Here is a 24,780-nt window from a genome sequence, read left to right on the forward strand (position 1 = left end):
AAAGTTATATTTTTTATTTAAAAAGTGTAGGAAAGTTTTCTAATTAATAAAGAAGCTGATGCAAGAGGAGGTTATTTTTCTCTCATAAAAATTTGTACCTTTGTGCGGTTGTAAATAAAATGATAAAAGATATATCCCGTGGCAAAGATCGTTGAAACCCCATTGATGAAGCAGTATTTCGATATAAAGGCGAAACATCCGGATGCTGTACTTCTGTTCCGTGTAGGAGACTTTTACGAAATGTATGGCGAAGACGCCGTGATTGGTGCCGAGATACTGGGAATCGTACAAACAAAAAAAGCCAACGGGCCGGGCCAGTTTATTGAAATGGCCGGATTTCCGCATCATGCCCTCGATACTTATCTTCCCAAGCTGGTCCGTGCCGGTAAACGTGTTGCTATCTGCGACCAGCTGGAAGACCCGAAGATGACTAAGAAGCTGGTGAAACGCGGAGTGACGGAGTTGGTTACACCGGGTGTCTCTATCAACGACAATATCCTGAATCATAAAGAGAATAATTTCCTTGCCGCCATTCATTTCGGTAAAGATGTTTGTGGAATTTCCCTGCTGGATATTTCCACCGGTGAATTTCTGACTGCTGAGGGAACAATCGACTATATCGACAAACTGCTCAATAACTTCTCTCCGAAGGAAGTTCTGATCGAGCGTAATAATAAGAAACGTTTCGAAGAAGCCTTCGGTCCCCGTTTCTTTACGTTTGAAATGGAAGACTGGGTATTCTCGGCCGATGCCGCTAACGATCGTCTGTTGAAACATTTCGAGACAAAGAATCTTAAAGGTTTCGGAGTAGAACATTTGAAACTGGGCGTCGTCGCATCGGGAGCAATCCTTTATTATCTGGATCAGACACAACATACACATATTTCGCATATTACAGCATTGTCACGTATTGAAGAAGACCGTTATGTGCGCCTGGATAAGTTCACCGTGCGCAGTCTGGAACTGGTCGGTACGATGAATGACGAAGGAACCAGCCTGCTGGACGTAATCGACAAGACGGTTTCTCCGATGGGTTCACGTATGTTGCGGCGTTGGGTACTTTTCCCGTTGAAAGATGTCAAACCGATTCAGGAACGGCAGAATGTCGTAGATTATTTCTTCCGTCATCCGGAGGTGAAGGAGATACTGGATGAACAAATAGAACATATTGGCGACCTGGAACGTATTATTTCAAAGGTAGCGGTAGGCCGTGTTTCTCCCCGGGAAGTGGTGCAACTGAAAGTTGCTCTCCGGGCAATCGAACCTATAAAGGAAGCCTGTATGGCCAGCGACGAACCGAGTCTTTCCCGTGTCGGTGAGCAGTTGAATGCCTGTACCGAAATACGTGACCGTATCGAGAAAGAAATCAATAATGACCCGCCCGCTTTGCTGAATAAAGGTGGTGTGATAGCTAAAGGTATCAATGCAGAACTGGACGAATTGCGTGCCATTGCCTATTCCGGTAAGGATTATTTGTTGCAGGTGCAGCAGCGGGAAAGTGAGAAAACGGGTATTCCGAGTTTGAAGATTGCTTTCAATAATGTATTCGGTTATTATATCGAAGTGCGTAATGCGCATAAAGACAAAGTTCCCGCCGAATGGATACGCAAACAGACGTTGGTAAACGCTGAGCGTTATATCACGGAAGAACTGAAAGAATACGAAGAAAAGATATTAGGAGCGGAAGAAAAGATTCTCGCCCTCGAAAACCGCCTGTTTACCGAATTGGTTACCTGTCTGGCTGAATTTATACCACCTATTCAGGTGAATGCTAATCTGATAGGTCGTCTGGATTGTCTGTTGTCGTTTGCTAAAGTGGCGGAATGTAACCGCTATATCCGTCCGAATGTGGATGATTCGGATGTAATCGACATCAAGTCTGGTCGTCATCCGGTGATCGAAAAACAGTTGCCGTTGGGGGAGGCTTATATTGCCAATGATGTGTATCTGGATAGTGAGAAGCAGCAGATTATTATTATTACCGGTCCGAATATGGCGGGTAAATCAGCGTTGTTACGTCAGACGGCATTAATTACCCTGATGGCGCAGATAGGTTGTTTTGTGCCGGCTGAGTCTGCCCGTATCGGTATGGTAGACAAGATATTTACCCGTGTAGGAGCTTCCGATAATATCTCTGTCGGTGAGTCTACTTTTATGGTAGAGATGAACGAAGCATCGAATATCCTGAACAACATGTCTTCGCGCAGCCTGGTTCTTTTCGATGAGTTGGGCCGCGGAACAAGTACTTACGATGGTATCTCGATTGCTTGGGCGATCGTTGAATATATCCATGAGCATCCGAATGCCCGTGCAAAGACGCTTTTTGCCACTCATTATCATGAATTGAATGAGATGGAACGTTCTTTCAAACGCATCAAAAACTACAATGTTTCGGTGAAAGAGGTTTCAAATAAGGTAATATTCCTGCGTAAACTGGTTCCCGGAGGTAGCGAACATAGTTTCGGTATCCATGTAGCCAAGATGGCCGGTATGCCGAAAAGTATCGTGAAACGTTCCAACGAAATCCTGAAACAACTGGAAACGGATAACCGCCAGGAGGGAATCGATTGCAAGGAGAAAGCTAAAGGTAAGGTAAAAGCGAAACCAGTCAAGGAGATTGCCGCTGCTGCCGAAGGCTTCCAGTTGAGTTTCTTCCAATTGGACGACCCCGTATTAAGCCAGGTTCGCGATGAGATCAAGAATCTCGACGTAAACAACCTGACACCTATCGATGCGTTGAACAAGCTAAGCGAGATACGGAAGATCATTACAGGAAAGTAGGTTTACCTGTGGAATGTCGGATATTTATTATGGAACCGGTATCCGATACCCAGCATTAAGTAATTGGGAGTATGGAAATTTTGCAGGTTATATCCTACGTGGATAAATGAACTGCGGGTAACTTCTACTTTGAGGGCCAGTACCTGGTATAAACCTTTCAGGTCACCGCCACGATGTATGACATTTCCTCCCAATCCTATTCCGACTGTGAAATAAGGCATGACATATTCTGCCCGGGCAGAAAGTCCCAACGCCATTTGGTAGCTGAGAGGCGGCCTGTAGAAGCGGTCGGACGAAGAATATTCGTCGGCATAAATATTGGCGCTCTCATCATAAACGCCATCCAATGATACTCCGGCGCGGAAGTTATATCCGAAGTTGTACATCGGGTTTATATTGAATCCCGCTACTGCAAAAGCACCGGGGGCGGCAATTTGTCCTTCTCCTACATAAACACCTTTCCGCCGCCAGGAACCGAATAAGACCACATCATAACTGATATGACGGGGAAAGCGGGGAACAGGAGGTTGGAATAAGGGACGGGAAAGACATTCATCCTTCCTGTTGAAGTTATATACTAATCCGATTTTTAATCCGATCGTGTTCAGTCCGGCATTCGGGAATCTTGTGTTACCATTCGAGAAATGCGTCAAATCGACTCCGGCTGTCAGGTCTATTTCTTTTGAAAGGATATAGTCCAGATAGAAATTCGTATTGATATAAGCATTGATTTTCGAACCTATCACCTTATTGTACCGGTTTTCAACTTCATCGAAAGGTTTCCAGCCGAAAGATGCGCCAAAGTTCCATTCATAATTGAGTGACAAACGTGGATTGAATCGTTTGATGCGGGCTCCCTGGAAAACGTAGACAGCTATCGGATTTCCCAGTTCTTCCTTATTCTGGAACGAGTATCCCGATAATCCGATACCTTGGTAGGAGCCTCTGTAAATCCGGTCTGTGTAACTGTTCGGATAGTATTGGAACGAGTATTTTAAATGTGCAGAGACAGACCGCCGGATGGGTTCCATTTCCGTATTCTCTCCTTTCAGGAAAGAATTGGTAGGGAAAATATAAGTCGGCCGCACGTCGAAACCTAACCGATGGATTAAACGACGTGAATAGGATACGGAATCCGTCATATCCCCCGATGCGTTTTTATGTGCTCCTTCATCAGCTAATGCAATGGCGGATGGAAAACACATAGCAATCAGGATAATCAGTACATTCAACCTCTCTGTTCCACTTTTCATACGTTATTCTGCTCGTTTGTTATTTTAGATAATCAAGGTAAATCCTTTATATTTCGCAAATATAACATTTTAGAGCATTTACTATGGTCTATAATCGCTTCATTTTTACTTATTCATTTCTTTTGTGATCTCCTGAATGTCCTGGAGGGTGAAGTTACCCAATAACTGGATTACGTTGAAGCTATTGTCCGTATCGGCCAACATGATCATTTCGCTTATCAGGTCTCCTTTCTGTTTGACATAGAAGGTGGCGCGTGTCTTGCCGTCTTTCACCCGCATCAGTTCCTGGTGGTCTTTACTGATCAGCTTTTTGAAATCATCACGCATTTTTTCCTTTATGCTGTTGTTCTCGGTGGTGAGGACTTGCAGACCTTCTATTTTCCCTTTCAGGTTCATCAGGTTGAGGCCGTTTGTTTCGATCTTGGGCATCATCTGGAACATGGCTTTTGAGATATAGACGGAGGTGACGTTATCCATTTCGGAATATTTGTCGAAAAGTTTGTTCTGGGCAAAGCAAATGCTTGTGCAGCACAGAAAGAGAATGAGCAATATATTTTTAGTTTTCATCTTGTTAATCTTTTAAATGTTTATTCAGTATTTCATTTACTTTATTCATTTCCTGCTGGGCTTCGTTCACTTGTTCGATTCCCTTATTCAGGTTTACAGACATGAAAGCGAGTGCTTTCTGGGCGGCCATGGCGGCTTCTTGCGGATTGGTATACGTATCTGCCAGTTGGTGTTCCTCATTGGGGGTAGTAAACTGGAAGATGCCTATGCATAACAGTGCTACGGCAGCGGCTCCGCTGAGCCAGTAGAGAGAACGGCGGCGGAAAGATGAACGGATCGTCTCCTTCTTTTCGGCGGCGGCCCAGGCATCTATCTGCTGCTCCAACCGTTCGGAAAGTCCTTCCGGTAACGTTTGATCCTCCCGGAGGACCTTGTTGATTAATTCATCTATCTGTTTATCGTTCATATTCGTATAATTTTTCAAATTGTTCCCTGATTACTTTTCGTGCCCGGGAAAGTAGCACACGTACATTTACGGCATTCAGGCCGGTTATCTGTTCTATTTCATCCATCGAGCAATCGTCGATTCCCCGGAGACGGAGTACCTGCCGCTGGTTTTCGGGTAAACGGTTGATCAGCTGCCGGATTTGTTGTTCCTTGTCTTTCGTTTCCAGTTCCTTTTCCGGTGAAGAATCGGTTGCCAGCGTAAATACACTTTCTATTTCTTCTTCCCGTCGGTTGGCACGTGGGGAACGAAGGAAATCGAGAGAGAGGTTCTTGACCAGGGTCACACAGAAGGCTTCGGGATTCTCTATGTCGGGCAGTTCGTCCCGTTTGTTCCATAATTTGAAGTAAGCATCCTGAAGGATATCTTCTGCATCGGCTTTATTCTCAACAAGTGCGTAGGCGATCCGGAAAAGCTTGGGGTGGAAGGAGAGGAACTTTCGTTTGAAGTTCTCAGCATCCATTCCCATGATCTTTCACCACTTTTTCTATATCGGATGGTTTGATCTTACCTTTGATGCGTACCAAGGCATTGCTGTTGCCGGTGGTGAGGACTACCATTTCGCGGATCATGTCTTTTTCGATACGTACCATGACCTTTGTGCGACTGCCTTTTTCGTTGGAGGTGACCATTGTCTCGAAGTCGGGGTCTTTCAGTTCCTTGATCGCTTTTTCGAAACGTTGTTTTACATCGCTGTTACAACTGCCGAACTCGAGGACTTCGATGCCGTTTACCCCCATCGTTTCGGTGAACAGGCTGGCAAGTTTCATAGTGATATTGCCTATTTTGACATGGTTGATCTGTTCTATTTTCGAGAACTCGTTGAACAATTGGTTCATTGTCTGGCTGTTTCCTGCCTGGCAGATCAAGATCAGCGCCAGGATAACAAAGTATCGTTTCATCTTTCTATTGTATTAAATGATTACTAATTCTGTTTGTTTCCGCCTTTCCTCGTGCGCACTTCGGAGAGGCTTCATAAGGTAGACGGGAACAAAGAATAAGTTGTTACAAAGAAAGGGAAAAAAATTATCTTTTATCCTTGCTTTCCGCTATTTCAACGAAATAGACGCTCGAACAGATCAGTGCGATGGCGATCATCTGATACCAGCTGAAACGGTCCTGACCGATGGAAAGGGAGACGATGGTGGCAACAATCAATATAATGTAGCCGTAGAGGGCAACCAGCGTAGTACTCAGATATTTCAAGCCTATCGGAATGAGTAGATAACTGATTGTGGTGGGAAAGATAAGGACAAACATCAGGACAAGGAAAGGCGTCCATTCGAAATGACTGAACAGATGGCCGTCGAAACCGGTAAAAGCCATCACGATCAGAGAGGAAACAGCTGCTCCGAGGAAACTATAGCGTAACATATTGAGCGAACTGACTTTTCCCAATACTACATTGCTTACGATCAGATAAGCAGCGTAGGCTATAGAACTGATCAAACAGAGCATATTACCCGTAAAAGCATCGGAAGCCAAATCGTCGCTTTTCTGCGTCAGGATACAGAGCAGTGCGCCGCCCAAGCCGATCGCGATACCGATTATCTTCATTGCCGTAATATGTTCCCGTAGGAAAATGACGGAAAGGATGAATACCCAAATCGGTTGCAGGCTGCTGAACAGCGAACTGGAGACCGGTGTTGTTTTGCTGACTCCAAGCAAATAAAAGAACATGAAACCATATAATCCGATCGCTCCCAGCAGGAACAGGGTTATCTTCTCCCGCCGGGTTGTTTTCTCTTGTTTCCAGAATATACTGATGATCCAGAACACAATGGCAGCGAATACACAACGAAACATAACTCCTGTCAGCGGAGCAATCCATAAGGGTAGGAGATATTTGAGGGCATTCGCATTCAAACCGCTGAAGGTTTTGGATACGATCATACTTAGGTTGGCTTCTGTCTTTTTATTCTTCATATTATTGGCGTTTTAATGATTAAAAATCGGATGTAAAGGCTTCTTAGGCCTAGGAAATGGCATTTGAATGGTGAAAGTGGCTTCCCGAGGCCTCGGAAACCGGTTTTCAACGTTGAAAGTGACTTCCCGAGGTCTCGGAAATGACTTTTCAATAGTGAAAGTGGCTTTCTTAGGCCTAGGAAACCGACTTTAAACGTTGAAAAGTCGTTTCTGCTTTTCCGGAAGTCAACTTTCACCATGTAAATGCCATTTCCGGAAATGTTGAAGCCGTTACATCATCTAAAACTTATCGTTAAACAGGAACGAATCCTGTTTGATATAAGCCCAAACAGCAGCAGCCAGTGCAATGATCATATTGAATATGAAAGCGAACTGTTGTGTTTCTATGTGGAGCATATCTTTGAATACATTGATGATAAACGGGCATAACAGGATGGCCAGGTAATTCATTGCCATCACGAAAGCCAGTGCCAGTGTTACTTTCGATGGAATAGCCGTGCGGGTCGTCTTGTCGTAAGCGATTGGCTGAATAACGCCATAGGCAAATCCGGTAAAGATACAGCCTAAGCCGATCAGCCATTCCGTTCTTGAAATCAGGATCAGTAGCATACCCAGAGCGATCGAGAGCAAACAATAGAATTTCGTCTTTTTGCCCAGGAGGTCGACGATCTGGTTCAAGATAAATCCCGGAGCCATGATAGCCAGGAAAAACAGCGAGATCATGATACCTGAATTACCGCTGGTGAAATGGTATTCTTTCATCAGGAAGGGCAGGTTGAAGCTGACTATGATGACCAAATAAGTCGCCAGCCCGTAGAACCCCATGATCTGCATCAGGTGTTTAACCTGTATGCCCAGTTTTCCGAATGTGGGATCAGCAGTAATAGTTTTGTTTTTCTCCGAAACTGTTGCATGAACGGGTAGGGGATCGATATTCTTTTTCAGATAGAACGACAGCACGATCGAGATCAACGGAAATAGATAAACCAGGAACGGCAGATGCCAGTTCACCTCCGCCAAATAACCGGTCAGGATGGTTGCCAGGACCAGTGTAACGTTGGTGATGGCGGAACTCAGACCGAACTGCTTTGTCCGGTATGCCCCGACGAAAAACCGTGAAATTAAGCCGGTCGATAGCGGAACAATCAGTCCCGAACCGATGCCCAGCAGGGCGCTTACTGCAATCAGCTGCCACATCTTGGTTGACAGCAGATACAATACTCCGCTGACGGCGAAGATGCTCAACCCGATTTGTAACAACCAGATGTTGTTGACCTTTTCCGTCAGCTTCCCCGATAATATAATAAAAGGTATAATCAGCAGCGAAGGCAGAGATGATAACATTTGTATATCCAGCTCCGTCGAGTGGGGGAATATGGCGGACAATTTTCCCAGGATAGGAGAGACCGCCAATCCCGGCAGCGCATTCAGCGCCGAAATCGACCATATACCTATTAATGTAATAAGGGGTATCGTCCCTTGTCCGGTTTTTATTCTCATAATTAAATAGCTGTTTTATAAGACAAAAAACAATTCTTATGGCTGAATGTTCATTTTAACAGAATTGTCATCTGCGTGCCATTAACGAACTTATTACTGTTTTCTCTCATTTTAAATAACATTGTTTTAATAAACCCCAAATATTCCCTCATTAACCAAAATCGAAGAACAATTCTTTTCAGAGGCTGTTTTTGCACTACAAATCGACGCACGAATGTCGGTTGCGCCAATTCTTAATAATTTAAAAACAAAAAGACATGAAAGATTCAAGTTTTAGAGAAGGTGATGCCAAAACCGCGATTTTTGGCTCGAATGCAATGTTGCATCCCGCTCCAGTAGATGTAATCCCTGATGGTCCGACCACTCCGGAGATTGCTTATCAGATGGTAAAAGACGAAACTTTCGCCCAGACACAACCCCGTCTGAACCTGGCTACATTCGTTACCACCTGGATGGATGATTATGCAACAAAGTTGATGAACGAAGCAATCAACATCAACTATATCGACGAAACTGAGTATCCGCGTATTGCTGTGATGAATGCTAAATGTATCAACATCATGGCTAACCTGTGGAACAGCCCCGAACAGGCACAGTGGAAAGCCGGAGCCTTGGCTATCGGTTCTTCCGAAGCATGTATGTTGGGTGGTGTTGCCGCCTGGTTGCGTTGGCGCGAAAGAAGAATAGCACAGGGCAAACCGACCGACAAACCTAACTTCGTTATCTCTGCCGGATTCCAGGTAGTATGGGAAAAATTCGCCCAGCTGTGGCAGATCGAAATGCGTGAGGTGCCATTGACACAAGAACATATCACACTCGACCCGCAGGAAGCCCTGAAGTATTGTGATGAAAACACCATCTGTATCGTCCCCATCCAGGGTGTTACCTGGACAGGTCTGAACGACGATGTGGAAGCCTTGGACGCTGCACTCGACGCATATAATGCAAAGACAGGTTACGACATTCCTATCCATGTGGATGCCGCTTCCGGTGGTTTCATCCTGCCGTTCCTGAAACCGGAACTGAAATGGGACTTCCGCTTGAAATGGGTACTTTCCATCAGTACTTCCGGCCATAAATTCGGCCTGGTATATCCGGGTCTGGGTTGGGTTGTCTGGAAAGATAAAAAATACCTGCCGGGCTCCATGTCTTTCAGTGTAAATTATTTAGGTGCAAACATCACTCAGGTCGGTTTGAACTTCTCTCGTCCTGCCGCTCAGATTCTGGGACAATACTATCAGTTCATCCGTCTCGGATTCCAGGGTTACAAGGAAGTACAGCAGAACAGTATGGCTGTTGCCGACTACCTGCATGCTGAAATCGGCAAGATGGCTCCGTTCCAGAACTACAGCAAAGATGTTGTGAACCCATTGTTCATCTGGTATCTGAAACCGGATTATGCTAAATCAGCTAAATGGACACTGTATGATTTGCAGGATAAACTGAAACAGAGCGGATGGATGGTTCCGGCTTATACATTGCCTGAAAATCTCGAAAACTGGGTAGTTATGCGTATCGTTGTCCGTCAGGGCTTCAGTCGCGACATGGCAGACCAGTTGCTGGGCGACATCAGCAATGCGATCACCGACCTGGAAAAACTGGAATATCCGACCCCGACCCGTATCGCACAGGACAGACAACAGGCTGTAAAAGGTTCTGTCTTCACTCATACCGGCTGTCCTAAATCAACTAAATAATTTGTTTGGTTATGGATAAAAAGATTTCCGTTTCACAAATAAAAGAAGTGGCTCAGGAAGCCTATGAAATGTTCAAGACGAACACAGGCGGTAAGAATGCCGATTACATTCCTTATCTGGCAAATATAGATAAGAACTTGTTCGGTATCAGTATCTGTCTGATGGACGGTACACTTATCCAGTTAGGTGATTCTGAATATCGTTTCGGTATAGAATCCGTCTCAAAGGTACATACCGCTGTGTTGGCATTGCGCCAGTACGGTGCACAGAAATTGTTGGAAATGATTGGTGCCGATGCAACCGGACTGCCTTTCAACTCCATCATGGCTATCCTGCTGGAGAAAGACCATCCGTCTACTCCGTTGGTCAATGCCGGTGCAATTACTGCCTGTAGTATGGTTCAGCCGATAGGCGACTCAGCTAAGAAATGGGACGCCATCGTTGCCAATATTACCGACCTTTGCGGCAGTGCGCCTCAGCTGATCGACGAATTGTACAAATCGGAATCGGCTACCAACTTCAACAACCGCTCCATTGCCTGGTTATTGAAGAACTACAACCGTATCTACGATGACCCGGATATGTCGCTCGACCTGTATACCCGTCAGTGTTCGCTGGGAATCACAGCTGCCCAATTGTCTGTCTGCGGAGCAACGATTGCCAACGACGGCCTGAACCCGGTATCCAAAAAGCAGATATTCGACGGTTCATTGTCACCGAAGATTACTTCGCTGATTGCCACCGTAGGTTTCTACGAACATACCGGCGACTGGTTGTACACCTCCGGTATTCCTGCAAAAACAGGTGTAGGCGGTGGTGTGATGGGAGTGATGCCCGGCCTGTTCGGTATCTCAGCCTTTGCCCCTCCAATTGATAGCGCGGGTAATTCTGTAAAAGCACAATTGGCCATCAAATATATAATGAATAAACTGGGTCTGTCCATTTTCAATGGCGACCGGGTAACAATAACTGAATAACAAACAGTTTATTCTTTTAATTGGCAAGCCTCTTCGTCCCTCGTTCAGAGGGCGGGAGGCTTGTTTGGTTATTGTTTAGGTTTAACAAATCCTATCGGGTTACGAGACTTATTAAATAGCTTCTTCTGTATTTGCAACTCAGCCAATGTTTTATTTATTAATTCCAGTTGTATACGGGTATCTTCGTTAATGTCGTTGTAATCGGTAAAGACATCTTCTATATATTCCTTCAACTGTCTGACGTCGTTTTGTAACTCCTGCAACTCATCCTTTGGAGGAGTGAATGCAATATGACGAATTGCTACAAAAGCACGCATGATACTCATGTTTATTTGTATAGCCGTTTTAGAGTTAAGAACGCTACTGAGCATTGCAACTCCCAATTCTGTAAAAGCATATGGATTTCGTCTAACACCCATCTTTATGGAATTGGTGGTCACAATTTGTGACTTCCAATTTTGAGTTTCTTCGTTTGTTAATTGAAACATGAAGTCTTCGGGGAAGCGGTCTGGATTACGTTTTACTGCTTGATTTAGAACTTTTGTCAACACTCCATACATTTCAGCTAAATCACGATCCAGCATGACTTTTTGTCCTCTGATCTCGTATATCTTACTCTGTATCACCAATAATTCATCTTTGTCTTTCATAATTAATCTGTTTTGATTGTTAATATGGAAACAAAGGTATTAAAAGCAATTGATATGTAATAGAAGTTGATTCTCTTTTTAATAATTAGCTCTCAGTATTCTCATTTATGCAAGTATGTATTTATTATTATGCTTATGACAACAACCTTCTTCACCTACGCCGATGCGTTGGTGAAACGTAAACGCAAGGCGGGCAAATATTCGACCGCCGATCTTTACCGCGCTTCCTCCAACTGGTTGCTGCGGTTTTGGGGTACCGACGAACTTTCGTTTGACGCGATAACCCCTGGTATGATAGACCGGTTCTATGACTGGCTTCTGGCACTGGGACATCTGAAAACAAATTCGGTGAACAGTTACCTCAGTAGTTTCCGGGCCATCTATCACACTGCTGTCCGTGAGGAACTGGCGCCGGCCGACCGCCTCTCGCCTTTTGCACACCTCAACTTGCGACAGGAGGAAACGGCTAAACGCGCCCTTCGTATTCAGACAATGGAAGAGATTGCCCGGATGGACCTCTCTGCCGAGCCGGAGTTGCAGGCAGCGAAGGACTTCGCTCTTTTCTCCTTCCTTGCCTGCGGGATGCCGTTCATCGATTTGGCGCATCTTACCCGCGACAATATCGTCGATAATGAACTGGTCTACAACCGTTGCAAGACGGGGGTCCTGGTGCGTGTCGGTATTACTCCCGGCATGCAACGGCTATTCGATAAATATGCATTGTCCGACAGCCGCTATCTTTTTCCTGTTTTGCCCGAAAAGGCGGAAGGCGAACGGTTACATGAGGCCTATAAACAGGCTCTGCACCATTACAACGGTTGTCTGGTGGAGATTGGATCGCGCCTTTCCGTCCCGGTCTGCCTCACCTCGTACGTCTTTCGGCATACCTGGGCGACGGCAGCTTTGTACAACGACACACCGGTAGCCATCATTAGCCAGGCACTCGGACATACATCGGAGCGGACGACACGTCACTATCTGGCTGCACTCGACCAGTCGAGACTCAATTCTGCCAATGAGATTATTACAAAAGGATTGGATGTCCTGGTAGGAATGAGGGTGTAACCTTATTTGTGAAATAAGGTATTTTGTCCCATTTTATACAAGCTGTGAAAAACAAAGTTTATACTAGTGTAGGAACGAGGCAAATATAGGGATTTTATTTGAACAATGGCAAACATCTCTGCTTATAATTAAGTGGGTGGGGGATTTTTTAGGTAAAAAGGTGACATTCATACGTTTTTTCATGAGATATGGGCATAGTAAGGCGGAGGGTATCTTTTCCTCTCTCGAGAGGGGGCAGGGGGTGTGTTAATACTTTAAATAAAGACTTTCCAGATAGAAAATCACAGATAAAACAGTTAAATATCCGCGTTAATCTATGTAGTTCGTGCTTTAGTACGGCAATTTACACACCCCCTACCCCCTCTCGAGAGGGGAGGAAGTTACTCTCTGTTATGATAATCATAAGATAAACTGATACCTTATTTCACAAATAAGGTTACGGATCACACAGGTAACGCCTTGTCCAACCAACAGGCTTAATTATTTATTATTATGGCTGAAAAAATCATTTTGACTGCCGATCTTTACGACAATGCCGTCACGGAGCGAAAAGGCGATTACACAGCGAAGCCCCGTATTACAGGAACAGTGCGAAACCATCAGATTGCCGAACGCATCCTGGCAAGAGGTTCTGAATTGCGATTGGATACAATCGAGTATATCCTGGGCATGGGCGATCAGGAAAAGGTAACCGCTATTGCCGAAGGTAAAAGCGTTGTTGACGGTGTAGGCCAGTACATGGCGACACTCACAGGTCCTTTCGAAGGCGAAAAAGCAGCTTTCGACCCTGCTAAAAACAAACTCACTGCCAGTTATGTACCCGGTAAATTACTGCGTGACACATTGAAAAACGTAGTGGTTGAAACCCGCCCTGCTGTCACGGGCCCAATCATCAATTCAATTACCGATTCTACCACCGGCGAAATGAATACTCAACTCACTTCTGCCGCCCCTGCCGTTATCAGTGGCTCTAATATCAAAGTGGCAGGTGATGATGCCAGCATAGGCATTTTCTTTACAAAAACAGGCGGTACTGCACAGAAATGTCCGTTGCTAGTTCATAACAATCCTTCTGAATTGACTGTCATGATGCCAACCCTCGAAGATGGCGAATACACGTTGAGTATCGTTACCCAATCGGCTGCGGGTAATAAACTTGTAAAAGAACCGCGCACTTATATCTTCCCTGTATTACTTTACGTAGGTAACAAACCGAGTGGTGGAGGCGGAGACCGTCCTGAAATCGAGTAATACTATCCGACCAACGTTGGTTAGACCGACTAACCAATGGCAGAGACACTATCTAACTGGAGGCAGTTAGGGCTTCTAACCAACGTTGGTTAGGCTATGCGCCTAAAATATGTTAAATGAGATAAAGTGCTTAAACTCTAATATTACCTATTTGCACATGAAAAAGATTAATACAAGCCAATCTAAACGAACCTCCTTTCTGATTTGGCTGATGTTTTTGGGAGGTGTTTTAATATCGATGCCTGTAAAAGCTCAAAGTACAGTAAGCGAATTACAACAATTGATCAATGATGTTCCGGCTAACGGAACGAAAGTTCTCGATTTGGGTGGGAAAACCTATCAGCAGGCCGATCTGTTGGAAATTACCGGAGGAAGGAATATTACTTTAAAAAATGGTACGCTTTTAAGAAATAACTTTTATTCTCCCGGAACATTTGTGCATGTGATGGATAGTTATTTGACGTTAGAGTCTGTTGTTGTAGATGGCAACGAAAAAAATAAGGATACAAGAGGTCCTCTCATTTCTTTGATAAGTTCGGAATTAACGGTTAAAGCAGGGACTATAATAAAGAATAATGATATTATAGGTAAAGTAACAGCCGGAGGTGTTAAGGTAGACGGAAGTTCTTCTTTTGTTATGACAGGAGGAGAAATATATGGCTGTTATGATTATGACATGGGTCAGGTCTATGTTGCTAAAGGAGGACAATTCACAATGACTGGTGGTACTATTCGTTCTGTTTGTACTGAAGGTAATGCTACTATAGGAGGTTCTGCCAAGATTACATCTTACTTTAGACTAAATGGAGAGTATCATCTGATGCTTTCTTCTGCCTTGGAAAATGTAATTCCTATTTGGAGAATATTGGCAAAAGAAGGTGCCATTGCCGTGACAGCTGCGGCTGGATACACTTTGACAACTGCTGATGTTGCAAAATTCAAGGATTATCAAAATACTTGGTCTTTTGATCTAAAAGATGGTAATATTATATGTACCAAACAGTCTTCCACTGTGAACAGCGAAGACGAACTACAGAAGAGAATAGATGCAGCTCCAATAGGTAGCATAGGGTCTCCTACCTCTATATCCATTGGAAATGTGGAAATCACGAAAGGTATCACAATTAACGGTAAGTATATCACTTTAACAGGTGGAAATATTATAGGAAACATCAATGACGCATGGATTAGTTTAGAAGGAGGAGGACTTAATATAGATCAAATCAAAATAACCAATAAAGGATCATACGGTGGTTTACCCATTTATGTAGATGGAGGACGGTTGATAATAAATAATTCATTAATAGACGGAGGCGAGGGTGGAGGAATCAGTGCGGGTTTCCAACCTGGATCTATAGAAATCAATCAGGGTACAATTAGGGGAGCTATAGTAAATTTAAATTCCTCTATAACCTTTAATAGCGGAAGTGCCACAGCTATACTTAGTACGATCCCGGTTAGATTGAGCGGTAGTGTACAAATTTCTGACGAAATTTCGTGTCAAGTTATATTGACAAGCGCTCCTCAATATAAACTTAAATTTAGCTTAACCCAAGGTAATATAGTAGCGAGCGGAGGAGACGGATTTGTGTTGGCAGAAAGATATCTTTCAATGTTTGAGAGTATTGATACCGATTACAAGATGGTGTGGAAAAACAATCAGATTCTTTATGAAAAGATAGGCGGAGGAACCTCCTCTGTAATTGAGACGGAAGACGACCTGCAAAAAGCCCTTGATGCTGCATCCCCGGGAACAGTATCTACCCCGACAATTATCCCCATCAAAAATGTGACATTGACAAAGCCTCTTACTATTGATGGCAAATATATAACCTTCAATGGAGGAAGCCTGATATCATCTAACAGTTCTGCCAAGATCAACATAAAAAAAGGCGGACTTATTCTCGATAATATTGCAGTATCTGCCGGATGGAGCAGTTCCGGTAAATTCATTACAGTGTCCAGCAATGGAACGCTGGTAATCCGTTCGACAGCTACCATCAGCAGTAACTCCAAAGACTTGAATTTGATTTATATAGAAGCAGGAAGCACGTTGAGAAACGAGGGGATTATCACCGGATGCATATCGAGCGGGGGCATACTCTATTTGACAAATGGAACGGTTCATGGCCAGGTAAGTTCCTCCGGTCTGTTTTACTTGTCAGGGACAGTTAAAATAGACACCGGAGTTTATCTTTCAGGAAGTGCCTTGATAACGATGACCAGTGCCCCCAAATATCTATTGAAAATATTAACCGACGGTGAATCATCAACTGTCATAGTTAAAGGAGGAAGTGGGTTTGTTCTTTCTCAGTCCTATTTGGATAAGTTTGTATGTGTAACAGAAAACTGGCAGTTTATCTGGAGTAACAACCAAATTTTAGTAGTAAAAATACAAAGTACGAATTATAAAGTAACCTGGAATATACTCTCCGGTGTAACAGTCAAACCGGAAAGCGGATATAATGCAACATCTATTGTAAAAGGAGGTGATTTCAAGTTTACAATCGTCTTTCCTTCCGATAAAAAAGTGATTGTAAAGCAAGGTTCTATTGTGATAACTACTGATATAAATGGGGTTTATACGCTCTACAATATTCAGGCAGATATATTATTAACGATAACGTTGGTGGATAAAATCAGATATACGGTAACTCTTCCCTCTCAAACCGGCTTTGAGATTAAAGCTGTTGAAGGATATGACGCATCATCTGTAATGGAAGGTGCTGATTTCAAATTCAGCATCAAACCTAAAACCGGGTATGAACAGAACGTTGTAAGAGTGTTTGTCAATAATGCGCTTATAACAGCCGGCAGCGGATCGGTATATACCATTATAAATGTACAGGCCAATCTGATTGTGAAAATAGAAGTGACTCCGCCAACCATTGAAGAACTGTTCTATATTGTTTGGAATGCAGAAGAAGGAGCAACACTGATTCCGGAATCCGGTTATGATAAGAATAAGGTAAAACCGGGAGAAGACTTTAAATTCCACATTGTATCAGATGCTTTACATAAAGGTTGGGAGATACAGGTACGGGTTAACGGTGTTCTTCTTTCTCCTGATATCTGGGGTATATATACCCTGTCAAACATTCGCTCGGACAAAAATATTGTGATTACTTTATCTGAAGTATTTAGCGTAACGTTCGTTAAACCGAAGGAAGATGTAAAAATGATAGCTGAGACGGGCTATAATCCGGATAGGGTGCTGGTCGGAAATAACTTTAAGTTCCGATTGGAAAGCAGGTATAAAACCGACCAGTTACAGGTCAGGGCCAATGGAGAATTATTGATGCCCATAAATTCTGTATATACTATTTACGATATACATGAAAATAAGACTATAACTGTAATTGTCAATACTTCTGTCGGCAATGAAGATATCCATTCTGCTGGGATAGAAATAGCAATAAGGGGTTATAAACTCTGTATCAAACATCCTGAGATGAGAAATAAGCCTTTATATATCACTTCATTCAATGGAAGTATCGTTAAGACAAACTTGTTGAACGGAACCTATACCGAAATAGATGTTCCGGCTAAAGGCACATATATTATTTTCTTTGAAGGATTCAGTCAAAAGATTGTAATAAAATAGTAGAATAAAACACTCACTACAGGCATGGGTTTCTTTTATGAGGTCCATGCCTGTTTTTTTTGTATAGAACGTTAGTGATCGAAACAGCTTGTTTCCTACGATGTTATTTTTCCCCTTCCGCAGGTTTCGATGCCGTCTGTTTTGCTGCTTCCGGTTGCGGCGTATTATCTTCATTATATAATTCATTCTTCCGTTTATTCGCGTTCTGTACGAGACTGGTTACATAAACGGTGAAGATCGGGAACATCATCATTCCCAGTGCTGCCAGCAGAACCGATAGTATCCGTCCTGTCGGTGTGACGGCGTAAATATTTGAGCCAACTGTCGTAACGTCCATAAAGGCCCACCAAAGAGCATCATCATAGCCGGTGACCTGCGGATTTACCTTATGTTCGATCACGAAGAATATCAGGCTGGAGAAATAAACCGTTGCCAGCAACATGGTCAGGTAGGATACGAATAGTCCTGAAGCCTTGTTTGAAGATAGCCATCCTACTACGATAGCCAGTGCATATCCGCTGCGTGCCAACGGGATAAAACGCAGGAAATAGGTGATTTCCGGGGAGAATTCAATTCCGTAATAACTGATAATATTAAGATAAGGAATAGATACGATTAAGAAAATAAAGTGGGTTTGCAGATAATATAATTTACGTTTTGATAAGAAAAACTCCAAAACGAAATCGGCAATAAAGAACATGCAGATCCAGAACTGTATCTTCAGATAGGAACCCTGTGTCATGAAAGGGATGTTCTTAAATGTATCGACTGAGATGACTACAATAAGGAAAAGGGAGAGTAGCAAAATGATAACATGCAAGACTCCGTATATTCCTCTTTTCTCGTAAATAATGTCATTGAAAGCAGACTTCATTGCGTTTAATTATTAGGCGTTTAGATAGAAATATTTTAGGTTATCTAACAAAGGATACCGTGATTTTGTTTTTAACACTATTCTGTTAATTAACCTAGTTTGACATCTTGTTGACAAACTAACACAATAACGATTTGTTTTACTGACATATTTAAAGCGAAACTAAACAATACAAAATTCACATTTAAACAGTAAAATTCATGGCAAATGTAGGAAAAGCAGTAAAACTTGGAGTTTTTACTCTTGCAATTATGAATGTTACGGCGGTAGTGTCTCTCCGCGGACTACCTGCCGAGGCTGTATACGGATTAAGTTCAGCCTTTTATTACTTATTCGCGGCAATCGTATTTTTGATCCCTACGTCGCTGGTGGCAGCCGAGTTGGCAGCTATGTTCCAGGATAAACAAGGTGGGGTTTTCCGATGGGTGGGGGAAGCCTACGGGAAAAAATGGGGTTTTCTCGCTATCTGGGTACAATGGATTGAAAGTACGATCTGGTATCCTACCGTGTTGACCTTCGGTGCTGTTTCCATCGCCTTTATCGGGATGAATGATGCGCATGATATGACACTGGCTTCAAACAAAATGTACACGCTGGCTGTGGTGCTGATCATTTACTGGCTGGCTACTTTTATTTCGTTGAAGGGGTTGAGTTGGGTTGGTAAGGTTGCTAAAGTGGGCGGTATTGTCGGTACGATCCTTCCGGCTGCCCTGTTGATCATTCTCGGAATCGTTTATCTGTCTATGGGTGGTCATTCAAACATGGACTTCCATGGTGATTTCTTCCCTGATTTCTCTAAGTTCGACAACCTGGTGCTGGCCTCCAGTATCTTCCTGTTTTATGCAGGTATGGAGATGGGAGGTATTCACGTAAAGGATGTGGAAAATCCCTCTAAGAACTATCCAAAAGCCGTATTTATCGGTGCGTTGATCACTGTTCTTATCTTCGTATTAGGTACTTTCTCTCTGGGTGTTATTATTCCTCAGAAAGATATCAACCTGACACAGAGTCTGCTGGTCGGTTTCGACAATTACTTCAAATTTATCCATGCTTCCTGGTTATCTCCGATCATTGCCGTAGCTTTGGCATTCGGTGTGCTGGCAGGTGTATTGACATGGGTTGCCGGTCCGTCAAAAGGTATCTTTACCGTGGGTAAAGCAGGTTATCTGCCTCCTTTCTTCCAGAAAACAAATAAGATCGGTGTTCAGAAAAACATTCTGTTGGTACAGGGATGTGCGGTTACTTTATTGAGCCTGCTGTTCGTGGTAATGCCTTCCGTACAGAGTTTCTACCAGATCCTGTCACAGTTGACAGTGATCCTTTATCTGGTTATGTACCTGCTGATGTTCTCCGGTGCTATCGCATTGCGTTACCGGATGAAGAAGGCAAACCGTCCGTTCCGTATCGGTAAACATGGCAACGGATTGATGTGGTTTATCGGTGGTCTTGGTTTCTGTGGCTCGTTATTAGCTTTCATATTGAGCTTTATTCCACCCAGTCAGATTTCTGTCGGTAGTAATACCGTCTGGTTTGCTGTATTGATTATCGGTGCCATTGTTGTTGTGGCTGCTCCATTCATTATCTATGCTTCTAAAAAAGCATCATGGGTTGATCCGAATGCACATTTTGAGCCTTTCCATTGGGAAGAAGCTAAAGTACAGGCTCCTGTTGCCGGTGCAACAGCCACAACTCAGACTGCCAATACAAATAGCACAAATACAACTACGAATACAACTAAATCGAATAATACACAAGCATAATATATACTTATGTAATTTCTATTCTACGTACTAAAAAGAGGAGGGGCGGAACCGTGATGGTCTCGCCCCTTTATTATACAGTGCGGGTCTCGGATTAACGGACTATTTCGATGGATGCAGTACCCAACAGGCCAGCTTTCGTACTACCCCGGTACATGGTCGGGACAGACAGGTAATAGTTGGCTGCGGTATTGTAAAGCAATATCTCGATCTGGTTATCTCCTTCCCTTATATATTCCGTGATGTCGAAACGCCAGGGCGGGGTGAGCTTCAATCCGGCTTTCTGCTTGTTTATCCAGACTTCGGCTGTGGAGACCACTTGTCCCAGGTTCAGATATACTTTATCTCCGTTATTCTTTTCCAAATGAATGTTTTTCCGGTACCAGGCACCGCCGGAGTAAGTGGAAAGACCCTCTATCTGTGTCCAGTCTCCTGCGGAAATCAGACCGTCCCCGCAGGTTTGTTTGATCGGACCGTCGATAGCGGCGCCTCCGGCATTTCCCCAGGGTTCTTTTATGGATATGGCTACGGTTGATATCCGTTTGGACGGATTGGTCACTACGGCTTCATACCGGGTCAGGCCGTCCGGACGTTTCTCTTTTACGCTTAGATTGCATAAGGTACCGTTTACCCAAACTTTGGTCTCACCGAAGGCCGAAAACTCGAGTTTCTTCAGTCCGGGAGCAGAGGTGAAACGGTATTGGCCGTAAGTAGGCTCTTCGGTTTTGTTTATATCGAATGGCAAAAGGGATAAGTCCCCCTGGAAATTCGTAGCGAGAGGTTTTTCTGCGGTAACTTCTTTCAGTATACGAGGGGTATCTCCGGCTTTACGCACCACACAGTAAGTTACCCCGAATGTATCGTAATGGAGAACGATTTCATTGGTTCCCCGGTTAAGAGTGACGGTAGAAGTGGAGGGGCTGACTGTTTTACCATTGATGTAGATATCGGCAGGTTTTAGTTCTCCGAATATCAGTTGGTAGTTACCCGTTTCGGGAGCCAGAACGTTTGAATAGAGGTAATAGTTCTTGTTTCCGTTAGGATCTTCTACGCGGACTGTTTCCCTGAACTCTTTTTCGAGTTTACCCATGCGGATAAAATCATCGTGAACAGTGGCTTTCAATCCATGCCATCCCTGATGACCGTAATCATTCTCAACACCCCAGCGCCATGAATATTCATAGGGTTTCCAGGCATATTTCTTATTATCGATTTGAACCCTGTTGCTTTGATAGGGAAGATGGGTGAGAAGTTCTTTCTCAGATAATTCAGGAGTGGCTTCCAGTATCATAAACTTGGTTCCGTAGGTGAAAGTCTGGCTTTTCCATCCTGAATCGTCGAAGGAGGGAGATTGCCAGTCCGCTGTTTCGGAAGAGGCCTGGTTGTATCTGGCTTTATAGATATAAGCACCCAGCAGTTCATCGGTTGCAGGCCAGTGGAAGTCTCCGAATTTATTATTTAAAGAAGGTTTGAGGTCGAATGACCATTCACCGTCGAGTAATATGGTTTTGGAGACGCTCGTTTGAGGTACTTCTGCAATTATAGCCTTTTTGGCCGGATCGAAGACGAATAGATGGAGGTCTTGTTTTTCCATCGGCATTTGGATGATAGTTCCTTTGTCTGTTGTTTTTGAGGCGGTAATTTCTTTTGTTTTACCTGTCCAGGGATCCCATAATTCGATTCCTCCGGTGGCGTGGAAAAAGCATTCGGTACCGGAAGGAACATTGTATACGGCATACAAGTCCTTATTTCCGAGTTTACGGTGCATGATGTATGGCATATCTTTTTGCGGTTGCTGCGACAGGATGCGGAAGTCGCGGGTAAGGTTTGTGTCGAGAATGTCGAGTACTTCTTGGTTCTCCTTGGCTACAAACGTGTTCTTGCTGTCGGGCCCGAACAGTTTGTTTAGTAACGAACGTACTTCGGGATCGTTCAATCCTTTCTTTTCCGTTGCTTCAGGTAGTTCTCCCAGGTTGATGACTATCCCGCCATTCTGTTTGAACTGCAAGGCTTTTTTCAATGAAGAATGACGGATTGCTTTCATGGACGGGATGATCAATACTTTGAATTCTTCGCCGGAGATATGGATTTTACTGTTTTTTATACTGGCTTTTGCAAGCGATTCATAATCCATAAAGTCGAAATCGACACCTTCCCGATATAGATATTCTCCCAGGCTGAATGCTTTTTGTACAGCTGTCTGGTCGTAGCCGGCTACAACTGATTCAACCGGATACAGGATAGCGACATCGGCCCGGTGGTATCCCTGGGAGAGAATGTAGCTGAGACGTTCGGTACATTCCAGGAACGGTCCCATTTCTTCCCAGTAAGGCATGTGGGTATGATTACATGGAGGCGCCCATTCCCACCAGCCGCCCATCGTACTGTAGTAGAAACCATGCAGGCTGAGCAGGTTTTGCCCCATCACGAAGTTGGCAAAGGTGGCATCGGTCAGATTGGCTGTATTGGTATCCCAGTTACTGCTGTGGAAACCTTCCAGCCATACCCTTGGACGTTTGTAAAGGTGGGCGATGGAGGAGGCTACTTTGTTCTTTATAATGTCTTTTCCCAGGTTCGGCTGGTCGCAACCCGGTGCCTGGTTCCATCGCTGGGTACGGAAATAATCGCCGAATTCGCTGACATCTTTTCCCCGTCCGCCATGGTCGCAACCGTAGATCAGGTTACGGTCTTCGTGCCATTGGTATACCGGAATAAAGAAGTTTTCTTCGCTCAGTGAAACCATGACATCGTTGTAGTCAAGCCGTATTTTAGGTGTGATCGGACCGATATGGGTGAACAGGGCGGTAAGATAAGGAACGATATCGTATCCCTTGCGTTTCCGGAATTCGTCTCTGAAGATTGAATTCCATATATAACCATGCAGATTGAAGTTCAGCTCATCGGAGAAGAAGAAGTTCAGTCCTCCTTTGGATTGTTCCGGGAACCGGTCTTCAAACCGCTGGAAGAAGTGTTTGACATAACTTTTTCCGGAAAGAGGGTGCATCGGGTCGAGCGAAGGTTTTTTAGCTACGCTGTATACCTGGGTGACGATCCAGTTTCCTTCCGCGGGTGATTGCCATTCTATTTTGTTGCCTTTTAGATTTCCGGACAGGTCTATGCCTGAGTTTTCGATGATTTTCCCATCTGTTCCCAATTGGTAGGCGTAGAGGGAGAGTAACTGGTTGTGGCATGTTTTTGCATACTTATCCTGGATCGTATCGCTTTCGAATTTAAGTTCGGCTCCTGTCAGTCCGGGATTTTCATTGAGGGCGTCGTCTACATAGGAACCTTGTCCCACTCCTAAAGTATAATCGCTGAGGCTGACGGTTATATTCCGTTTCTTTGCTTCCTCCATGAACCATCCGAACAGGTCCCACCATTCTTCCGTGAACAGGGCCGGTTTGGAAGGGAAAGTCAGTCCATAGCTGACGCCTCCTTTGTCCGAATGGGCATAATTTACCTGTAGGCTGGTTACTTTTTTAGCTGCCATCTGATCCAGATGATAGGTAAGATGTTCTTTGGTTAGTGTATCTCCCATCCACCAGTAAAAAGGTACTTCACCATACCCTTTGGGTGGCGTTGCAAAACCTTTCTTCAGGTCTGTCTTAGCGGTGCGGTCCGGATGGCCGGGAGATAATTGTCTCGTCTGTGCAGCAATGGACAGGGACAAGACAGATAGAATAAGGGTAAAAAGTTTTTTCATGGGTGATTAGTTTAGAATATGTATTGAAGCAAAAATAACTATTAATCAGAAGAATAATGTTTCAATAATGATATTAATGTTATGTGTTTTGGCTGAAAAAGCAGAGGGATGCCATAACGAAGGCATCCCTCGATCTGTTTATAGTTGATTTGTTCCGGTATTTGCGATTCGTTCGTTGAGTATCGTTTGTTTGTTGCTGTCCCAGTACTTACAATCGAGTTCGAAGAAGGTGGAAGTATAGGGTTTTGTCAGTTTTGTTTTGATGATGACTACTTCAAACAGATTGCTGATGCTATCCAGTCGGGCTATCAGGTCATCATGCCTGATGCTCGTTATTTCAGTTGTCGGAAGGACATTTCCCATCTCTGTTTTCAGATCATTTATCCCCGGGCAAAAACCTTCTTCCAGAAAAGATAGTTCTTCGTCCTGATAGATATGGGCATACACATGCAAAGAGTTATCCACCATCTTTTTTACTGTGCCCAAAACTTCCGTATAAGGCTCGTTTGCATATAAAGTGGTGATACCTTCCCTGGTTTGTAACGGATAAGCCATATCTGTGATGACAATCCAGTTACGGTGTCCCAGCAGAGGGAGTTTGTCTTGCAGGACGGTTTGCCAGTTTGTTTTGTGTTGGGAGTGGTGGTTGGTTGCTTCTTTTTGGATACACCCTCCACTCAGGAACAAACAAGCGAGTAAGTAGTAGATAATGTTTGATTTACCCATG

At 44.0% G+C, this 24,780-nt stretch carries 18 protein-coding genes; 7 read left to right on the forward strand and 11 right to left on the reverse strand.

Annotation, left to right across the window (positions count from 1 at the left end; genetic code table 11):
• Positions 1-165: 165 nt before the first annotated feature.
• A complete protein-coding gene (gene mutS, locus C825_RS01840; RefSeq protein ID WP_154278007.1) occupies positions 166-2,781 on the forward strand; it encodes a DNA mismatch repair protein MutS in 2,616 nt (871 codons plus the stop codon).
• A 2-nt stretch (positions 2,782-2,783) separates the two neighbouring features.
• On the opposite strand, the gene C825_RS01845 is transcribed toward mutS, so the two are convergent.
• The 7 genes from C825_RS01845 to C825_RS01875 form a co-directional block, all read right to left on the reverse strand.
• Entirely contained in the window at positions 2,784-4,034 is a 1,251-nt protein-coding gene (locus tag C825_RS01845; RefSeq protein ID WP_010801178.1) for an acyloxyacyl hydrolase, read from the reverse strand.
• A gap of 105 nt (positions 4,035-4,139) precedes the next feature.
• Entirely contained in the window at positions 4,140-4,601 is a 462-nt protein-coding gene (locus C825_RS01850; protein ID WP_010801179.1) for a DUF4252 domain-containing protein, read from the reverse strand.
• Between the two features lie 4 nt (positions 4,602-4,605).
• Positions 4,606-5,007 (reverse strand): FecR family protein, encoded by a 402-nt coding sequence (locus C825_RS01855; protein ID WP_010801180.1) that lies wholly within the window; start codon positions 5,005-5,007, stop codon positions 4,606-4,608.
• Positions 4,997-5,509, reverse strand: coding sequence for a GFO_1088 family ECF-type sigma factor (locus C825_RS01860; protein ID WP_044215113.1), 513 nt, complete (start codon positions 5,507-5,509; stop codon positions 4,997-4,999). Before C825_RS01860 ends, C825_RS01855 begins: the two co-directional genes overlap by 11 nt.
• Positions 5,499-5,948 carry a DUF4252 domain-containing protein gene (locus tag C825_RS01865; RefSeq protein ID WP_009860466.1) on the reverse strand — a complete coding sequence of 150 codons (450 nt, stop codon included), beginning with the start codon at positions 5,946-5,948 and terminating at the stop codon, positions 5,499-5,501. Before C825_RS01865 ends, C825_RS01860 begins: the two co-directional genes overlap by 11 nt.
• Before the next feature lie 124 nt (positions 5,949-6,072).
• Entirely contained in the window at positions 6,073-6,972 is a 900-nt protein-coding gene (locus C825_RS01870; protein ID WP_010801181.1) for a DMT family transporter, read from the reverse strand.
• Positions 6,973-7,251: 279 nt separating this feature from the next.
• The gene (locus C825_RS01875) at positions 7,252-8,472 is read right to left on the reverse strand and encodes an MFS transporter (RefSeq protein ID WP_010801182.1); all 1,221 of its coding nucleotides are present in this window, start codon (positions 8,470-8,472) and stop codon (positions 7,252-7,254) included.
• Between the two features lie 257 nt (positions 8,473-8,729).
• On the opposite strand from C825_RS01875, the gene gad reads away from it, so the two are divergent.
• Positions 8,730-10,169: a glutamate decarboxylase gene (gene gad, locus C825_RS01880; protein ID WP_010801183.1), complete on the forward strand. Its 1,440-nt coding sequence runs from the start codon at positions 8,730-8,732 to the stop codon at positions 10,167-10,169.
• An 11-nt stretch (positions 10,170-10,180) separates the two neighbouring features.
• A complete protein-coding gene (glsA, locus tag C825_RS01885) occupies positions 10,181-11,146 on the forward strand; it encodes a glutaminase A (RefSeq protein WP_009860470.1) in 966 nt (321 codons plus the stop codon).
• Positions 11,147-11,214: 68 nt separating this feature from the next.
• Here glsA and C825_RS01890 read toward each other — a convergent pair whose 3' ends face one another.
• Entirely contained in the window at positions 11,215-11,796 is a 582-nt protein-coding gene (locus C825_RS01890; protein ID WP_010801184.1) for an ORF6N domain-containing protein, read from the reverse strand.
• Positions 11,797-11,931: 135 nt separating this feature from the next.
• Between C825_RS01890 and C825_RS01895 the strand changes: the two genes are divergently transcribed.
• The 3 genes from C825_RS01895 (at position 11,932) to C825_RS01905 (ending at position 17,716) form a co-directional block, all read left to right on the forward strand.
• A complete protein-coding gene (locus C825_RS01895; RefSeq protein ID WP_010801185.1) occupies positions 11,932-12,861 on the forward strand; it encodes a tyrosine-type recombinase/integrase in 930 nt (309 codons plus the stop codon).
• A 492-nt stretch (positions 12,862-13,353) separates the two neighbouring features.
• Positions 13,354-14,112, forward strand: coding sequence for a DUF4469 domain-containing protein (locus tag C825_RS01900; protein WP_010801186.1), 759 nt, complete (start codon positions 13,354-13,356; stop codon positions 14,110-14,112).
• A 157-nt stretch (positions 14,113-14,269) separates the two neighbouring features.
• Positions 14,270-17,716, forward strand: coding sequence for a hypothetical protein (locus tag C825_RS01905; RefSeq protein WP_135033533.1), 3,447 nt, complete (start codon positions 14,270-14,272; stop codon positions 17,714-17,716).
• 103 nt (positions 17,717-17,819) lie between these two features.
• Here the strand turns inward: C825_RS01905 and C825_RS01910 are convergent, their stop codons facing one another.
• Positions 17,820-18,590, reverse strand: coding sequence for a potassium channel family protein (locus tag C825_RS01910; RefSeq protein WP_010801188.1), 771 nt, complete (start codon positions 18,588-18,590; stop codon positions 17,820-17,822).
• A gap of 200 nt (positions 18,591-18,790) precedes the next feature.
• Here C825_RS01910 and gadC point away from each other — a divergent pair, with 200 nt between their 5' ends.
• Positions 18,791-20,350, forward strand: coding sequence for a glutamine/gamma-aminobutyrate antiporter GadC (gene gadC / locus C825_RS01915; protein WP_010801189.1), 1,560 nt, complete (start codon positions 18,791-18,793; stop codon positions 20,348-20,350).
• 94 nt (positions 20,351-20,444) lie between these two features.
• On the opposite strand, the gene C825_RS01920 is transcribed toward gadC, so the two are convergent.
• Both C825_RS01920 and C825_RS01925 read right to left on the reverse strand, forming a co-directional pair.
• Positions 20,445-24,053 carry a glycosyl hydrolase gene (locus C825_RS01920; RefSeq protein ID WP_010801190.1) on the reverse strand — a complete coding sequence of 1,203 codons (3,609 nt, stop codon included), beginning with the start codon at positions 24,051-24,053 and terminating at the stop codon, positions 20,445-20,447.
• Positions 24,054-24,191: 138 nt separating this feature from the next.
• Positions 24,192-24,779 (reverse strand): hypothetical protein, encoded by a 588-nt coding sequence (locus C825_RS01925; protein ID WP_010801191.1) that lies wholly within the window; start codon positions 24,777-24,779, stop codon positions 24,192-24,194.
• Between the last annotated feature and the right edge of the window lies 1 nt (position 24,780).

Origin of the sequence: Parabacteroides sp. ASF519 (genome assembly GCF_000364265.2) — a bacterium.
Taxonomy (GTDB): domain Bacteria; phylum Bacteroidota; class Bacteroidia; order Bacteroidales; family Tannerellaceae; genus Parabacteroides; species Parabacteroides goldsteinii.

Excerpts from the sequence above, each read along its gene's own strand:
- mutS (WP_154278007.1), top strand. The coding sequence starts at position 166 with ATGAAGCAGTATTTCGATATAAAGGCGAAACATCCGGATGCTGTACTT.
- C825_RS01845 (WP_010801178.1), bottom strand. The coding sequence starts at position 4,034 with ATGAAAAGTGGAACAGAGAGGTTGAATGTACTGATTATCCTGATTGCT.
- C825_RS01850 (WP_010801179.1), bottom strand. The coding sequence starts at position 4,601 with ATGAAAACTAAAAATATATTGCTCATTCTCTTTCTGTGCTGCACAAGC.
- C825_RS01855 (WP_010801180.1), bottom strand. The coding sequence starts at position 5,007 with ATGAACGATAAACAGATAGATGAATTAATCAACAAGGTCCTCCGGGAG.
- C825_RS01860 (WP_044215113.1), bottom strand. The coding sequence starts at position 5,509 with ATGGATGCTGAGAACTTCAAACGAAAGTTCCTCTCCTTCCACCCCAAG.
- C825_RS01865 (WP_009860466.1), bottom strand. The coding sequence starts at position 5,948 with ATGAAACGATACTTTGTTATCCTGGCGCTGATCTTGATCTGCCAGGCA.
- C825_RS01870 (WP_010801181.1), bottom strand. The coding sequence starts at position 6,972 with ATGAAGAATAAAAAGACAGAAGCCAACCTAAGTATGATCGTATCCAAA.
- C825_RS01875 (WP_010801182.1), bottom strand. The coding sequence starts at position 8,472 with ATGAGAATAAAAACCGGACAAGGGACGATACCCCTTATTACATTAATA.
- gad (WP_010801183.1), top strand. The coding sequence starts at position 8,730 with ATGAAAGATTCAAGTTTTAGAGAAGGTGATGCCAAAACCGCGATTTTT.
- glsA (WP_009860470.1), top strand. The coding sequence starts at position 10,181 with ATGGATAAAAAGATTTCCGTTTCACAAATAAAAGAAGTGGCTCAGGAA.
- C825_RS01890 (WP_010801184.1), bottom strand. The coding sequence starts at position 11,796 with ATGAAAGACAAAGATGAATTATTGGTGATACAGAGTAAGATATACGAG.
- C825_RS01895 (WP_010801185.1), top strand. The coding sequence starts at position 11,932 with ATGACAACAACCTTCTTCACCTACGCCGATGCGTTGGTGAAACGTAAA.
- C825_RS01900 (WP_010801186.1), top strand. The coding sequence starts at position 13,354 with ATGGCTGAAAAAATCATTTTGACTGCCGATCTTTACGACAATGCCGTC.
- C825_RS01905 (WP_135033533.1), top strand. The coding sequence starts at position 14,270 with ATGAAAAAGATTAATACAAGCCAATCTAAACGAACCTCCTTTCTGATT.
- C825_RS01910 (WP_010801188.1), bottom strand. The coding sequence starts at position 18,590 with ATGAAGTCTGCTTTCAATGACATTATTTACGAGAAAAGAGGAATATAC.
- gadC (WP_010801189.1), top strand. The coding sequence starts at position 18,791 with ATGGCAAATGTAGGAAAAGCAGTAAAACTTGGAGTTTTTACTCTTGCA.
- C825_RS01920 (WP_010801190.1), bottom strand. The coding sequence starts at position 24,053 with ATGAAAAAACTTTTTACCCTTATTCTATCTGTCTTGTCCCTGTCCATT.
- C825_RS01925 (WP_010801191.1), bottom strand. The coding sequence starts at position 24,779 with ATGGGTAAATCAAACATTATCTACTACTTACTCGCTTGTTTGTTCCTG.